Genomic DNA, 15,238 nt, shown 5'->3' with positions numbered 1-15,238 from the left:
TGGATTAGTACGACCAACTGAGGGTGAAACCGGTGGACGGGTTGTCGGTCTGGAAACCGTGCGGCTTGCTGATGGGTGCGCCGACGAAGGCGTCCCACGCCCAGCCGTGCCAACCGCCGCGCAGGCCGAGCACGCCACCGGCCAATGTCTGGCCCAGTTCCCACTGCGTCGGCGGGCCACTCACATGGCCGACATCTGCGCCCAGGTACAGCTCTACGCTGCCGATGCTCCAGCCGAGGTCATTGCGGAACAGCCAGCCGCGATCACCGGTGAGCGACAGCTCGCCGTCGAAACCGCGGACCGTGTAGCGGCCGCCGATGGCGAAGCGGTCCTGCGGCACCAACGAGGTCTTATTCCATTGCGCACGCCAGCTACCGATGTAACGGAAGCGTTGGTTGCCGAGCTGGAATGGTGCGGTGAGGGTTGCATCGACCGTGATGAGCTTGGTGCGCGAGGTGCCATCATTGAAGGCCTCCTCCGGCGCATGCAAGGCATTGAAGGCGCCGGTACCCCGGCGATAGGCAGCATTGGCATCCAGCGTGGTGGCGCCGATGAACTGCTTATAGGTGAAACCAGCTTCCCAACCACCCTGGCGACGACGCTGCACAAGCACTTCGGTGTCATCGACGAAGTTGTTGGAATCGCGTTCCCACGCCCGCACATACGCACCCCATTTGAGCGTGGCGTTGCGATAAAGCAGTCGGCTCAGCCGCACATCGGCGTTGTGACTGGTGCCGCTGTAGACGTAGTTCTGCTCGTACCCGGCAACGGTCTGTTGATAGGTGTAACTGCTAGCGGTGGCGCCCAGTTGCCAGTAGCCGTAGGGCACGTCGTAGTGCACGGTGTAGCTATGCGTGCCTTTGCGGTTGCCGTCCAGCACGTCCTGCCCCAGGTTGGCGTAGAACAGGTCGTTCCACGTCAGCAGGTTGTCCAGCGACAACGTGGCGCCCCCCTGGAGTTTTCCGGTCGCCTGGCTACCCGAGTCGTCGAGCGAGAACGTCAGCCGCATGGGCGACGATTGCTTCCACTCGATCACTAGATCGCTTTCACCCGCCTGGGCATCACCATCGGCGGGAGCAATCTTGATGTCAGCATCCGCGGTGGGAACGCGCTTGAAGTTTTCCAGCGCCTGCTCGATATCGCGCAGGTTGAGCAGGTCACCGGGGCGCGCGGGCAACGCATCGCGCCATGAAGTGGCGCGCGCATCCACACCCGGTGCAAACCGAATGGCGCGAATGCGACCCGGAACGACGGTGAGGGTCAACACGCCGCTGTGCAGATCCTGCGGTTTCGCGAGCACACGCGTGGTGACGTAGCCGCGAGCGACGATCGCATTCTGGATGCGCTTCATCACGACATTGATGCCCTGCGTGCCCAGACATCGACCGGTAGCGGGATCGTGCGACGTGTCGGCCGCTTTCAGTGCCCAGTGGAACTCCGATGCGTCATCGCCATCCAGACGAATGTGCTGGATGGCGAAGCACGGCGTTTCATCCGAGGGAATGCGATCTTCAACCGCCTGCTCCGGCGCGGGCAAACGCACGTCGGGGCGCGATGCCTGTTGTTCGCGCAATGCGCGCTCACGTTCCTGTTGACGCAGGATTTCCTGTGTCGCCGTATCGGCCACTTGCGCCATGGCGGATGCCATCGGCAAGCACAAACCCACGCATGTCAGCCATGGACGCCACGCGAGCGCCCTCTTTCGTCCTTGAAGCACAACCCTTTCCTTTCACTGCAGATACGAACAAGCAGCGACAACATCGCTACCTATCCAGACCATTGAAGGGACATGCAAGCACCCGCGCGGCCACATGTAGCGTGGTCACGTGAATCCGGCGCTATCTGGCTCGTCGGTCGTTCCAAGCGAAGGAAGTCCGATCAATAGGCCTGGTAGCGACGAAAAGGCTAAGGGCGTGCAGTCCCCCTGTATGGGACAAAGCTGAAAAGCCACATCCGCTCTTCGGCAGTATTCGTAAGAACTTTAGATATGTTCTTACGAACAAGGGGCTGACGGAAGCCCATTCGCGCAAGGCGAGATCAAGGACTACAGTGCGCGTGGAAAACACGGGCACAAAAAAGGCCTGCGAGGCAAAAACCCACGCAAGCCTTTGATTTTGCTGGTGCCGGAAATAGGAATCGAACCTACGACCTACGCATTACGAATGCGTTTACATTATGCGTAAAATCAAACAGTTATCCATTTAAACCGAATTGATGCCACACTTATGCCACATCCGTGGCAAGGGCAGTAAGCATGGCAACGTATCGGCGGCGGGGACGGTATTCGTGGGAAGCGCAGGTGCGCAGGCGCGGCTGGCCGTCCCAGACGAAGACTTTCGATACAAAGGCTGAAGCCGAAGCCTGGGCCGCCATGATCGAGTCCGAGATGAACCGCGGTGTGTGGCTCGATCGCAGTGAAGCGGAGAGCACCACGCTGGGCGCGCTCCTGGACCGTTACGAGGCGGAAGTGGTGCCCGCATTAAAGGGAGCTATCAGAGAGCGGTCCGTACTCCACCTCTGGCGGCAGACGCCTTTGGCGAAGCGGACAGTTGCCACCATTCGCAGCGGTGACATCGCGCAACAACGCGATGCCTGGCTGGCAGATGGGTTGGCGCCGGCTACCGTACTGCGGCGCCTGGCGCGCCTCTCACACTTGTTCAATACGGCACGGAAGGAATGGGGCATGGAGAGCCTGTCTAACCCTGTCGAACTTGTTCGCAAACCGACGCCGAACAATGCACGTACGCGACGTGTCGTGGCGTCTTCAACTGCAGGGCGCCAACGTGGACGTACGGAAGATGAGCTGTCGCGAGTTATCGCTGCGAGCGAATCGCGCGTCCTACCAACAATTATTACGCTTGCCGTAGAAACAGCTATGAGGCGGAGCGAAATTGCTGCCTTGCGTTGGGAACACGTCGACCTGGATCGGCGAGTGGCACATCTGCCCGAAACGAAGAATGGAAATAGCCGCGATGTGCCGCTGTCGCAGGCCGCAGTGGACGTACTTGCCGAGTTGTTGCCAAAACTTGGGCGCGCGGCACAGCGGCGCAAGGTTCCGATCGTACCTCCCTCACTAAGTGGCCCGGTCTTTGCCGTTCATCCGGACGGGATTACGCAGGCTTTCGAGCGTGCCCTTCAGCGAGCCAGAAAAGCATATGAAGCGGAATGCGCAGAACATGGGCGCGAAACGAAGCCAAAGTTTTTGAGAGACTTGCGGTTTCACGATCTTAGGCATGAAGCCACGTCTCGCCTTGCGTCGCGCTTCCAGCTCCACGAACTGGCAAAAATCACCGGCCATCGCGATACGCGGATGCTTCTGCGGTACTACCACCCGGATGCTGCGGATCTAGCGAAGCGGCTGGGGTAACTGCAGATTCTGGTAGGTCTAACTAGAACGGTACGCTGGGTGCATCTCACTCAGCGACCGGCAACTACTTCCACGCGAGCCTGTCTTGATTACGCACAATCTCAAAGTTGCTAAAGCCTGGACGGCTCTTGAACGCTTCGACCGTGGACGCCAGCGGCCCTAGCGCGTCGCGAACTTGCTTACGCGTCGCGTTTGACTCAGCGCCCACGATGACCTTACGCAACACTAGATGTTTCCCGAAGTCGAAAAAGTACTGCCCTGTATCAGGGTCTTTTGCGTCTCAGGCTGACGTGGAGCCGGTGCTCGCCCTCGTACTGCCAGTGATGGAACTTCGTCGTGATTAGGCGCTGAAGAAAGGCGAGCTTGCCGGCCTCTGTCTGCGCGAGGAAATCTGCGGGCCGTTTGAGCCGCCTTTCCACGTAATCGATCTTGGCGATGGTTCCTTCTGGGGCGATCACATCAAAGCCCAGGCAAATACCCTTGTATCGGTCGCCGTAGTGCGCCCACATGAGTGGGTTGCGCCAGTTATTGCAGAAACAAATGATGCCGCGATCAGCCGCCATCTTATCGCGAGTTCGAATCAAGGCTCGACGAAAGTCCTTGTCTGAGAGATCTACGGCGAAAAATTCAAAGGGGTCGTTGAGCTTATCCAGGCGCGATATTTTCAATCGCCGATGACGGATGTTATCCAGTGCCCATTTGGCCTCTAGAAAGTGATATAGGTGCACGCGGACTTGTCCATAGGGTGTGGCGCAAAGATTACCGACCGTCGCCAACATGCAGAAAAAATATCAGCTTGTGGCCAAGCCCTTGGTAGCACTTCGCTGATCAAGATGACGATTGGCTGATTGATGGACTATCAACTTCGTTAGTGGTGTTCATCAGCCCATCACTTGGTTCCAGTCGATCTCGTAGCCCGCGGCTTTCAACTCCTTACCAAGCGCCACACGCCATCCACCGCTATTGTCCATGTCGGTCCATACTACCCCTGCAAAGTCGCTGGGGATCTCCACCTGGCCTTTCCTCAACGTGCAGACGTTCTCGCGGCCGAGCCGGGCGATGAAGTAGCCAAGTTCTAACAGAACGTTCTGGCGGGCACGTGGCGCCAGTTCTCCGTTGCCACGGGCACGTCCCTCGTCATCGGGTGTGAGTAGCACGATGGCAAAACCAACCTCGCCATGGGCTTCTACCTTCTCAATGACTGTGCGCCCGCGGCTAGCCTGTTCGTGAAGAATGATCGGCACAAGGCCTAGATTGGAAAGAAATCGTGCCGCTGTTTCCCGTGCCTCTCCGTCGTGACCATGGACGATGAAGACTTTGTTCGACTTCTCTCTGATCAGCGCCACTTTCACAGTGCCGTGCTTGCCGACATACGTCTTGTAGTCCCGCACAAATGGAGTGATCAGGTCTCGCGTCATCGAGTGCAGGCCGGACATGACGTGGCGGCCGGAATCAAAATAGTGATGGGCAAAGTCTATGGCTTGATCAGGTCGCGAGGTCAGATCCTTCAACAGCAGCAGCATCATGCCCAGCTGTTGAATGGGGTCTTCGGGCCAGGCGAGCCGATGACTTCCGGCCATGCTACCGCCGTTTTTTTCGCTCTCGGCTAGAAAAGCCTGATAGTCCAGGCCTTCCGTCAGTGTCTGGTTGATGGCGACCAAATCCTCGTGATCGAGCAAGAGACCCAACTTACGGAACGGGCGTTCAAAACTCTGGTAGTTAGCACCTTGAAGGTCGAGGACGGCCGCCTTGATCTGCTCGAACAGGTCCACCGCACTCATTCCTGGTCGTTCTCCAGGCGCGCTTCCGCTGCACGATTGATGATCGCGTTACGGTACTGTTCTTTCAGTCCATCGGTGATTTGAGCCACCAGCGGGTTGTCGGCCCACGGTTTAACCTTGGCATCGATCAACGCTTCGGCCTGCTGGATGGCCGTCTCGATGCTGGCGGGATCATGGGGGTCGAAATTCACCGCGTCCAAATCCCCATCAATCTCTGCCAGGGCCTCCTGCGCTTGCTCCAACCGCCGTGATAACTGGTCCAGCCCGGAAATCCCAATCATGTTAATTCCTTGTTAATACCCTGGTCGGCGCCCGCCGTAGGAAGAAGCACTCCAATACTACCTTGGCCTTCTCTCGCGATGAGACAGGCCGGGCCTTCTTGGGGCGTTTTCAGTCGGGGCCGGCTTAGCTAGGAGCGGACCCAACACCTCAAGGAGCCGCCGGTTCGTAGGTGCCTCAGCCCCGCTTGATAACCCTAAACACCTCCGTGGTTGGTTTAGCATTACCAAGGAGTTCGTGCCCCTCGGTCTGGCCGCGGGAACCGTGCCATAAGGATGAGAAATGCCGATCGAACGCGTCGTCATCGAGAACTTCAAGGCGTTTCACCATCTAGACTTGCCGCTCAACGCACACATGAACCTGATTGTGGGCAACAACGAGGTCGGCAAGTCGACCCTTCTAGAAGCCATCCATGCAGTCGTAACCGGCCAACTGCACGGTAGGGGCGTCGCCTACGAGATCACCCCCTATCTGTTCCATCAGCCCACGGTGCAGACGTACCTGGCAGGACTGAAGCAGGGACAGTTCGGCTCACCGCAGCGGATCATGATTGAGGCTTATTTAGGAGCAGATCCGGCGCTGGCCGCCTTGCGCGGCACCAACAACTCCCTAGGTGCGAACACGGCTGGCCTTCGCCTGCTGATCGAACTTAATGAGGATTACCGTTCGGAATTCGATGCCTACGTGCGACAGCATCAAGATGGCGGCCTGCCGGTGGAGTACTACACGGTGCGCTGGTACTCCTTCGCCAATAATGGGGTCACCGCGCGCAGTATTCCCTTTGATTCCACGATCATCGATACGTCTGCGGCTAAGACGCTCTCTGGCGCCGATCGTTACATCGCCGGCATCATCGATCAGGTTCTCACCACTGAGCAGCGCGTGGCGCTCTCGCTAAGCTACCGCCGGATGCGACAAAGCTTTGCGCTGGAACCTGATGTAACGGCCATCAATACGTTCCTAGCCAAGAACAACGACGATATCAGCAACAAATCTCTAAGCGTCGGTGTCGATACTTCGGCCCGGTCGACGTGGGAGGGAAGCCTGTCTCCCTATTTGGATGAGCTACCTTTCACCCACGCCGGCAAAGGTGAACAGAGCGCGGTAAAAATGAAGTTGGCCATGCGCGCGGCTAGTGCGGCGCACGTACTGTTGGTTGAGGAGCCAGAGAACCACCTGTCGTTCTCCAACATGACCCAACTAATCGACAAGATCGCGACTTTGTCCTCGACCCAGCAAGTGGTCATCGCCACCCACAGTAGCTTCGTGCTGAACAAGCTGGGTGTGGACAACGTGATTCTGTTTAGTGCGAACGGCTACATGAAGTTAGAGCAATTGCCGCCCGATACCCACGATTACTTCATGAAATTGCCCGGCCACGATACGCTGCGATTGATCCTGGCCAAGCAAGCCATCCTGGTGGAGGGACCATCAGATGAGCTGATCGTCCAGCGCGCGTTCCTCGACCACCACGGTATGTCGCCTTTGGCCCGCGGCGTCGACGTAATTTCGGTTAAGTCGCTGGCTTTCAAGCGATTCCTGCAGATCGCCCAACGCCTAGGGATCAATGCACGCGTGGTCACCGACAACGACGGGGATATCGCAGTGTTGCAGGAGCGCTACGCTGATTTTCTTAACCAGATTTACTACGACTCCGATGAGGCTGCTCCTTCATTGGAGCAGCAACTGATCAAGGCCAATTCGCTAGACAAGTTGAATCTGGTACTGAACAAGAAATTCGCCGACGAAGCGGCCATGCTGAAGTTCATGCAAGGCAATAAGACCGATACGGCACTGGCCATCTTCAGCAGCCCGAACTCGATCGCGTTCCCAGACTATGTCCAGCGCGCCATCGCCTAACCAAGTTCTGCTCTCCGCCGCCGGCTCCGGCAAGACAACCTTGCTGGTGCGGCAGGCCCTAAGCCGCCCCCATCGTCGCATCGCGATACTGACCTACACTCTTGAGAACTTGGAAGAGATCCGTCGAGCGTTCGAGCGCCATGTTGGAGCAGTTCCCATGCACGTAACGCTTTACAGCTGGTACAGCTTCCTACTACGTGAATGCATTCGTCCCTATCAGGCCGCGCTATGCGCACACCCACGCGTTGAATCCATCTTTTTTGTGGAGGGCAGAACCAACAATCGTGCCCCGCGTAATCAGGTGCTTCGCCACTACCTAGTCGGAAGCCGTATGTACTCGGATCGGGCAGCGGACTTTGCGCTGCGCTGCGACGACCTCACGCAAGGCGCGGTCATCGAACGCGTGGCGGCGATGTACGACGAGCTCTACATCGATGAGGTCCAGGACTTGGCAGGCTACGATCTAGATCTGATCGAACGCCTATTGTCCAGTAGCATCGGGATCGTGCTGGTGGGCGATACTCGTCAAGCGACCTATGCCACCAACCACTCAGCGCGCCATCAGCAGTACAGGGGCGTGTCGATGATGGCACTCTTTCAAGACTGGGAGGCCCGCAACCTTTGCCAGATTCAACATCGCCAGATCAGTCACCGTTGCGTGCAAGCATTGTGCGATATGGCCGATGCTTTGTTTCCTCAGATGCCGCCGACCGAATCAGGCAACGTGCAAGTGACCGGACACGAGGGGATTTACATCGTGGCGCCAGAGCAGGTTTCTGCGTATGTTCAGGAATTCGCGCCAACGGTGCTTCGCTATGACCGCAAGGAAACCTGCGCTGGCTTACCAGCTGTCAACTTCGGCCAATCCAAAGGGCGCACCTACCCGCGCGTACTGATCTTTCCCAACGGGCCCTTGGCCAAGTTCCTGCGTTCTGCAGATGTGAAAAGCATCAGCTCGCCGGCCAAGTACTACGTCGCACTGACACGCGCGCAACAAAGCGTAGCTTTCGTTATGAGGGGAACCTGCGCCTGGCCGGGTCATCAGGTGTACTCCACAATGCCAATCACCCCATCGGCCGCATGACCGGCGGAGTAGTATGGAGTTGCCGGAACGATGGTCACCCATTACCGAAATCCTCATATCACTTCTTAGCCCGCTTTGTGAGGTCTTGATGAATCGGAAGGGTCTACGATTCCTGCTTGAGCAGACACCGGCGATTGTTGCGGCCGGGGAGCGCGCGGCAGTTGAGGCTGTGCGGCAGGCAAAATCCAAAGGGCTGAATATCCACTACATTGAGAATGGTTGTCTCATCGAAGAAACACCAGACGGTGAGCGCAGAGCGCTTAAACCACTCGATCCAGTCAAGGAGTAAAGAGGATGAGCTTGGCTAGAACGAATCGGAATGTCGTGGAAAAGTTACGGGAATCGCTCGATGTTGCAGCCGCGCATGCCGCTCTCGGTCGAGGAGAAATTACCCCCGTTCAAGCGCGGAACATCATCAAATGGATCACCGCCGTGAAGGAGATTCGCGAGAATCCCCTCTACGCGATTCAGGATGATTCCGGCAGATGCGTAGGTGAGGTGACAGCCAAAGATGGAGGAAGGTCATGGATGGCTCGCAAATACGGCGAGGGACGCTCCGACGTGGTCGAATTTTTCAGCCCGGAGGACGCGGTCGCTTTCGTCCGTTCTCAGAGCACAGTCGCACTCGATACTATGAACTGAATTGATTCTTTTTGTTTGTTTCTTTGTTTTCGTGGGTGGCTCTAAGTGATTAGTGACGATGAGAGGTGGCCGACAGGCCACCTCTCATATGCACGGCCCATTGAGTGCTATTCCTCACCCTCAAGCCTGATAGTCGGAGCTTCGACGCTGCCTCCATCATGCGGCACCTGTGGTGGTTTTACGCGTCGAACTGCATCTTGGATCTGTCCCCCTCCGGCATCCGCGTGCAGCTGAGAGCTGAGCGGTGTTGGCTTAATTTTCGCTATCGAGCTCAGCACTTCCTGCGCACTATTATTTTCCGCCGCAGGCGCAGCGGCTGGATCAGCGTAACCGCTGCTACCTGTGCCATCTTTGGTTCCCTGACCACTATCACTGCCTGAGCCCAGGCCCGATCCGGACATATTTGGGGCGTTAGACTGGCCTGCGGCAGTGGTGGCTGTCCCTGTCTCTCGCGAAGCCTGTGCGTTGGCGTCAAGCCGATTGGCGGCGCGAGTGCCGAGGTTGCTAACTTCTTTGCCATAGCGGTCGACGGAGTGTTCCGATCGCTTGTCGAGACCAACCTTGGCACGCATCCCTTGCGCTGCTTCTGTTCCAGCCGCCTGCAACGCATGGCCCAGTCCTGCACCTGAGACCCCTCCAGCCCGTGATGCCTTGCGCCGCTGCAAGCCCCTTTCCAGCGGCGACCGCCTGCGTAGCGCCCTTTAGCGTGCTCCCTGCAGCGGCGCCGACTGCGCCTCCCAATGCTGCACCGCCTGCGGCAGCGGCGCCCCCTGCGGCTGCCACACCAAGCAAATCAGCTGCCCCCAGATTGAGCCCTCCGCTCACGATCGAGCTAGCGAGCGCGGGCACTTTCCAACACAGTAAAGCGAATACCGCGGCTCCGCCTAGAATGAAAAAAGAATTCGGAAAAAAGTTCTGTCCCACCTTCGTGTAGGTAAGAAGATCCACCCATTGCACGGCGAAGTGCATGCCAATTGATACAACCAGGTGTAATACCAAGAGCTTTACACCAACGGTTACGCCGAACATCAATGATCTTGTTGCGAAATCACGTGTGTAGGAAAGCGCGCCGAAAGCGAGCATGGCTGGCGACACCGCCATGATTAGCGCCGCTTCAATGATGGTGATCATTTGAATCGCCGCGGCCGCTACGAAACAGAGCACCAGGGCCAAGGCCACAAACAAAGCGACCAAGCCAACCGTCGGTATCTGTGACCACTTGAGTTTTCCGACGGATTCCATGATGTGGAACATACAGTCCATGCCAACCGTCGCGATCGTGGACGCGGTGGGCGCTTTCGTGCTTGTCGCTGCCTCGCCAACCTCCTGAAAGTAGCTTGTGATCATATCGAACACGTGCCCGGCGTTCTGCACAGTCCACAAGAAGAAAGAAATAACCATCAGCTGTCGCACGATGATGGCTGGCAAGGATGAAAAGTTGTCAGCGTTCTTGAGGTAGTTCATCAGCAGAGCGAGCGCGAAACCGATGATGGCTAGCCAGCCCAGTAGTCGCTCTGCAACCTTGGTGATGCCGTCAATCCACTTCGTCGACTCGGTGACGTACTGGATGGTGATTCCATCAAAAAAATTGTTGACGTCCGGCGGACCGCTCGCCGTCGGCAAGCCACCCGGTGCCGCCGTGGTTCCGCCCTGCGCCCAGGCGGCCCCGATACCAATACCGAAGATGAGCAGCGCGACAAGCAGCGAATGCAACGCCCTGGAAAGGAAGCAAGCCGTGCTCATTGAGCTGCTCCCGTTGTGGAAGATGCCGAAGCTGGCTTACGGGCATGCCTCAGAACTTCAAAGCTTGATTCAAAACCCCGCTTCGATGGCGCGGTAGGCCTCTTTTCCGCAGTGTTGGCGCGGATCTCCTTCATTCGCGCGTCCTGCTCTGGTGGAGCATGAAAACCAGCAAGCGGATTCTCTGGTTCGGATGATTGCTGAGCTGAGGAGCAACCAACCAGACCAGCCATCAACAAGCCACAAAAAAAGAGAGGCAAGATCGGGCGCCGCTGGGATGGCATACATCCGATCGTGAAAGGGTTTGGCGCGACGAGGGTTACTACGGTCTGAGTTGCACAGACAGACTGCTGACTATTCATGCAAGTGGCCTTCTATGGAGAGCGAGTCGCTGCTCTTGATTGAGCAGGGTGATCAGGCTCGTTCCACCGATCTGTGCCTCCCCCATAAACGGGGCTGCTGGCCACTGCTTGGCGCTGCCTAGCGCCAGGCTGTTGAAAACTAATCTTCGGCAGGGAACGTACAGTTTTTCAATTTAGTGCTGCAATTATCTTAGCGCTTGGACTTGCGTTCTCCTCCAGCTGCGAAACTGTGTGTGTTCGTCGATGAAGCCAAGAACCATGGATTCTGCAATTTGGTCTGCAGATCCTTTGATTCCATCGATCTGTCTCAAGTAACGGATGTAGTCGTTAATCAACGATACCGTGTCCGGATCTCTGATTTGGATGTCCATAAAACACCTCCATTGCGCGGTGTGGATATCGCATTATGGTCAATGCGACGTAACGAGAAGTATCGCTTCAATATGTGATTTTCTGCAACGGCTTTTTGATTGCATTTGGCCGACTTTCTAACTGTTTTCCACTGATCTTTTTTTGCAATCGGTCGGTCGTGCTGGTAGGCCCGTCTGGGCGAACTTTGCCGTTAACGGCAAAGTCGTCACTGCGCCTGCTCCCCCAGAACCCGCTGAAATTCAGTCAGGATGCCACCGCCACCCTGCATCACTTCCGGCACCTGCCGGATCAGTCGCGCGTACCGGTCTTGTGCCGCAGCTGCCGATGCGTCTATGGCTTCGCGTGGAACCGGTGGCGTGTGCATGAAGTAGGCGCGCAGGAAGCAATCAAACATGGAAGTCAGAAGCTGGACCTCATTGCGACCCTGCATCACATCTTTTAGTACACGTGTCAGCGTGGCAGCTATGCGGGCCTCCATTTCGTCACGCGAGTCCCGCTCGGCATTAGCTTTGAAGTAGTGAGCCAGCGCTTCACACACGATATCTGTTCTGGCCCCGATTACTCCGCGCTCATCGACTGCATCTTCAAGTTGATGGCTTAGATGGTCAGGAATGCGAACACTGAGCTTGTATGGCATTAAATCCCCTTGTCAGACGTTGTCGGACAATCACAATTGACGTGTCCGACAGTTAATATCCGTCAAAACAATAACTAATATCGTAATGGACGATAAACGTCCGACAACCTTTATGTTCCACTACTCAAAGATGTTTTGTGCGCGTCCAATAGTTGGTCTTAAAAGCAGCGATGAGCGATGTTGCGGGCCAATCGCATCCTTGTCAGGAGTGCGCGCCGACTTTGCCGTTAACGGCAAAGTCGATGGCGCCAGACGTGCTGGCCGCGGCGCCTTAGGCGGCTGAAAAAAGAATCAATCTTGGAGGGTCTTGTGCGCGAGCGGCGTTTAGGTAGATGGTGGGCGCCGAAGTTTGCCGTTAACGGCAAACTTGGCGGGGTACAGGTTTCGCCTGCACATCACGACAAGGGCTTGCCCTTATCGTCTCCGCAGCTAGTCACCCGCTTTTTGGCCATTGGTTCTAGGAGGTAACGTGACTTTTTCTGATGAAGGGGCCGTATGCATCTCCGTTCAAAAAGGCACGTATGAAAGGTTGCAAGCGGTCATTAGAGACTTGGGCGTAGATTCCGTGACCGATTTCTTGGTGGGGATAGCGGAAGGAAATTTCGGCGTCTACGACATGAGCGAATCTTCAAACGAGGACTTCGCCCATGAGCAAGAGGTTCAAGAAGAGGCTATCAATTATGATCAGGAGGTAAAAAAGCTTTGCGTCCTGCACTTCTTCAAAGAACCACGCTACGTTGTAGATATGAGCCGATATCGGGGCATGATCGACATGGTGTCCGGACTGGACACGAAGGTGCGAGAAGGCCTGGACAAGTATCTCGACGAAAGCAAAATCCTTTCAGATATCTATCTCAAGGTCCGAAATCATTTTCAGCTCGGGGCGTTCGCGGCATGTCTACACGGTGAATGGATTGAGTCTCGTGATTCATTGCCACTCCTTCCCAGCGTCGCTGACATTGACGGCAGATTTCAAATTGAGATGGAGGATGTTTACCGCCGCGCTGATCACACTGTTGCCAAGCGCATAGAGCAGGGTACGCCATGACTAGCTGCGTCGCATTTTTGCGATATGCCGGTCTGGAAGCGCGGGAGTTTGCCGTTAACGGCAAAGTTAGCCGGAGTTGTCCACAGAACTTCCCGCACAACTATCGGAGCTATATATAGGTAAGAAGACCTATGGGCTACCTATCGGTTTAGGGGAGGTCCAATTCGGCGCACCGGAGAGGGCCGATTCGGCGTGACCATGGCTACGGCAGGGGGCCGATTCAGCGTAATCGTAGGGGCCTGATTCGGCGTGGATAACTCAAGTTACTAACAGGGTTAGAAACAGCCCCTGACCGGACCGCCGCTATGGGCATCTGCGCGGGGACCGGCTTCGTGTCAGTAGATCATTCTGGCTGGCGTGTACAGCAACGGGGGCCGATTCGGCGTGCACGCATCAGCTGGCAAGGGGCAAGCGGTGCTGACCGTGCACCTCGCCAGCCAGTGATGACTAATCTTTAAAGGGCACCGGTGGAGGAGACGCCATCAGCATGATGCCCCCTGTAACTCGCCTAACCTTTGCTTGCGGATAGACAACTAGTGCCGCCCGCAATGCCAGTTGGAATTTCTTCTTGAAATCCTTGCCCGGGTCTTTGCCTTGGTATTCCTGGCCAAACTGCTCACGCAAGCTGGACCAGTGCACGATAGCCGGGCGCGGACCGATACGGTGAAGGCGCTGCGCCAGCCACATGTACACGTCCATGGCTAGCGCAGAACCTTTCAGATCGGTGTACGCACGTAGGTCCAATGGCACGGCGTGTTGTTTGAGGGTCTGATAATAGTCGTCGGAGAGCGTCATTGAGCCAGGCCACAATGAACGCTCATTTTCTCTCGAAGAAAGCCATGCTTCGAAGTGCTTTATAGGCTTGCCGTCGTATGTGTGGGCCCGATCGTCAGAGTTGTAGCCGAGGGTCATGCGACATGCGGCCAGCGCCTGCACCTGTTTGCGAAACATGGTGAAACTGCCTCGTTTCCCACCATTAGATTGTTTGCCGAGCATGCGAAGAAACCCGCTCGCGCTATCCCCAATTGGTATCTCTGGCGTGTTGTGCCGAACTGCGTAGGTATTCATCCACGCGAGCATGAGGCGAGGAAGTGCCCCATAGGGGAGGGGTTGCTGCACATAGTCTTGACCTGTCCATATGCGCCCAGCTTCGACCAGTAGTGCGACACGTCCCGATCTTCGCTCGAACGATGTGCCATTCACCTTTGATCTCAGGTAAACCCACCTGGCACAAGATCGAATGCATATAGTGTCGTTCGTCATCTCCCGGAGGAGTGGCTGCTATTAGCGAGCCAGTAGAGATCAATCGCTCGGCACGTACTCGTCTTTCACGAAACTTCGGTGCGTGTAGAGCGATAGATTCCTTTTCCCGATAGGGCGAGGCATTGATGCTCATTTAGAGCCCTCGCCGGGGCGCGACGAAAGTTCGTGCCGAACAGCGGCAACTCTTGTGCGCCGCTTCGCAACCTGCTCGACTTTGGTCGGCCGCCCCCTTCGTTGCCGTCTATCGACCGCGTCATTCAGGGGATCTGATTGGCCCACAGCAGACACATGAATGGCCAACCAGCACTCCACATCTTCTACTCGCCAGAGCAACCGCTTCGTCCCTGGTAGGCGGCAGATGGGCGGGAGAGAATGAGGCTTGCGCGTGGCGTCGCAACGAATGCTCGCTACGGACTTATGGATGTACTTAGAAAGCTGCTCAACAGTGAGAAGAGCTTGCATGGGCGTAACCTCTCCGTCCGTGCCAATTGAACCTGGCACAGGCGGATGAGTGCGCGGCAGTCACAACGCCCTGGCGTTCAAGCCAATAACCCATTGGATTAGCCAATCCTCGGGTGGGTGCATTGATGACGGGGTTCTGCCCCAAGTTTCCCTGCTCTCCTGGCGATCTGTTCCATTTCTCCGGCCTCATCCTGACCGGCGGACAGCTCGACTTACTCTTCAGGCGATTGCCTCGCGGCATCCTTTCTTACCAATCGTCTACTTCCGCTTTTCGACAACTGGCCACTGAACAGGCTGTTGCTCTGAATCGATCGGCGAGTGGCGAGCTCAGCACGATTTCA

Annotated in this window: 12 protein-coding genes and 1 tRNA gene; 5 read left to right on the top strand and 8 right to left on the bottom strand. The window is 56.6% G+C overall.

The annotated features are described in order from the left end of the window. Positions 1–4: 4 nt before the first annotated feature. Both DYST_RS22640 and DYST_RS22635 read right to left on the bottom strand, forming a co-directional pair. On the bottom strand, positions 5–1,636 hold the full coding sequence (locus DYST_RS22640; protein WP_239948642.1) for a ShlB/FhaC/HecB family hemolysin secretion/activation protein: 1,632 nt from the start codon (positions 1,634–1,636) through the stop codon (positions 5–7). A gap of 482 nt (positions 1,637–2,118) precedes the next feature. Then, a tRNA-Ser gene (locus DYST_RS22635) sits at positions 2,119–2,229 on the bottom strand. 25 nt (positions 2,230–2,254) lie between these two features. On the opposite strand from DYST_RS22635, the gene DYST_RS22630 reads away from it, so the two are divergent. Further along, entirely contained in the window at positions 2,255–3,367 is a 1,113-nt protein-coding gene (locus DYST_RS22630) for a site-specific integrase (protein ID WP_239948641.1), read from the top strand. 263 nt (positions 3,368–3,630) lie between these two features. On the opposite strand, the gene DYST_RS22625 is transcribed toward DYST_RS22630, so the two are convergent. From DYST_RS22625 to DYST_RS22615, 3 genes are all read right to left on the bottom strand, one after another. Continuing rightward, complete coding sequence (locus DYST_RS22625) at positions 3,631–4,146, bottom strand: DUF2971 domain-containing protein (RefSeq protein WP_239948639.1); 516 nt, start codon at positions 4,144–4,146, stop codon at positions 3,631–3,633. A gap of 102 nt (positions 4,147–4,248) precedes the next feature. After that, positions 4,249–5,139: a TIR domain-containing protein gene (locus DYST_RS22620; RefSeq protein ID WP_239948637.1), complete on the bottom strand. Its 891-nt coding sequence runs from the start codon at positions 5,137–5,139 to the stop codon at positions 4,249–4,251. Positions 5,140–5,144: 5 nt separating this feature from the next. Then, positions 5,145–5,429: a hypothetical protein gene (locus DYST_RS22615; RefSeq protein WP_239948634.1), complete on the bottom strand. Its 285-nt coding sequence runs from the start codon at positions 5,427–5,429 to the stop codon at positions 5,145–5,147. Between the two features lie 280 nt (positions 5,430–5,709). Between DYST_RS22615 and DYST_RS22610 the strand changes: the two genes are divergently transcribed. The 3 genes from DYST_RS22610 to DYST_RS22600 all read left to right on the top strand — a co-directional run bounded on the left by DYST_RS22610 (position 5,710) and on the right by DYST_RS22600 (position 9,013). Then, positions 5,710–7,287: an ATP-dependent nuclease gene (locus tag DYST_RS22610; protein WP_239948632.1), complete on the top strand. Its 1,578-nt coding sequence runs from the start codon at positions 5,710–5,712 to the stop codon at positions 7,285–7,287. After that, positions 7,265–8,371, top strand: a complete 1,107-nt coding sequence (locus tag DYST_RS22605; RefSeq protein WP_239948625.1) for a UvrD-helicase domain-containing protein — start codon at positions 7,265–7,267, stop codon at positions 8,369–8,371. Before DYST_RS22610 ends, DYST_RS22605 begins: the two co-directional genes overlap by 23 nt. A 294-nt stretch (positions 8,372–8,665) precedes the next feature. Next, the gene (locus DYST_RS22600) at positions 8,666–9,013 is read left to right on the top strand and encodes a hypothetical protein (RefSeq protein ID WP_239948623.1); all 348 of its coding nucleotides are present in this window, start codon (positions 8,666–8,668) and stop codon (positions 9,011–9,013) included. A gap of 504 nt (positions 9,014–9,517) precedes the next feature. Here the strand turns inward: DYST_RS22600 and trbL are convergent. Continuing rightward, the gene (trbL, locus tag DYST_RS22595) at positions 9,518–10,756 is read right to left on the bottom strand and encodes a P-type conjugative transfer protein TrbL (protein WP_239948621.1); all 1,239 of its coding nucleotides are present in this window, start codon (positions 10,754–10,756) and stop codon (positions 9,518–9,520) included. Positions 10,757–11,692: 936 nt separating this feature from the next. Further along, a complete protein-coding gene (locus DYST_RS22590) occupies positions 11,693–12,124 on the bottom strand; it encodes a hypothetical protein (protein ID WP_239948619.1) in 432 nt (143 codons plus the stop codon). A gap of 469 nt (positions 12,125–12,593) precedes the next feature. Here DYST_RS22590 and DYST_RS22585 point away from each other — a divergent pair, with 469 nt between their 5' ends. Then, on the top strand, positions 12,594–13,172 hold the full coding sequence (locus tag DYST_RS22585; protein WP_239948614.1) for a hypothetical protein: 579 nt from the start codon (positions 12,594–12,596) through the stop codon (positions 13,170–13,172). Positions 13,173–13,619: 447 nt separating this feature from the next. On the opposite strand, the gene DYST_RS22580 is transcribed toward DYST_RS22585, so the two are convergent. Continuing rightward, positions 13,620–14,240 (bottom strand): replication protein RepA, encoded by a 621-nt coding sequence (locus DYST_RS22580; RefSeq protein WP_239948612.1) that lies wholly within the window; start codon positions 14,238–14,240, stop codon positions 13,620–13,622. Between the last annotated feature and the right edge of the window lie 998 nt (positions 14,241–15,238).

Source organism: Dyella terrae (genome assembly GCF_022394535.1).
In the GTDB taxonomy this organism is placed as follows: domain Bacteria; phylum Pseudomonadota; class Gammaproteobacteria; order Xanthomonadales; family Rhodanobacteraceae; genus Dyella.
Note: the sequence above shows the minus strand (reverse complement) of the source record. Positions and strands in the feature narration are given on the sequence as shown.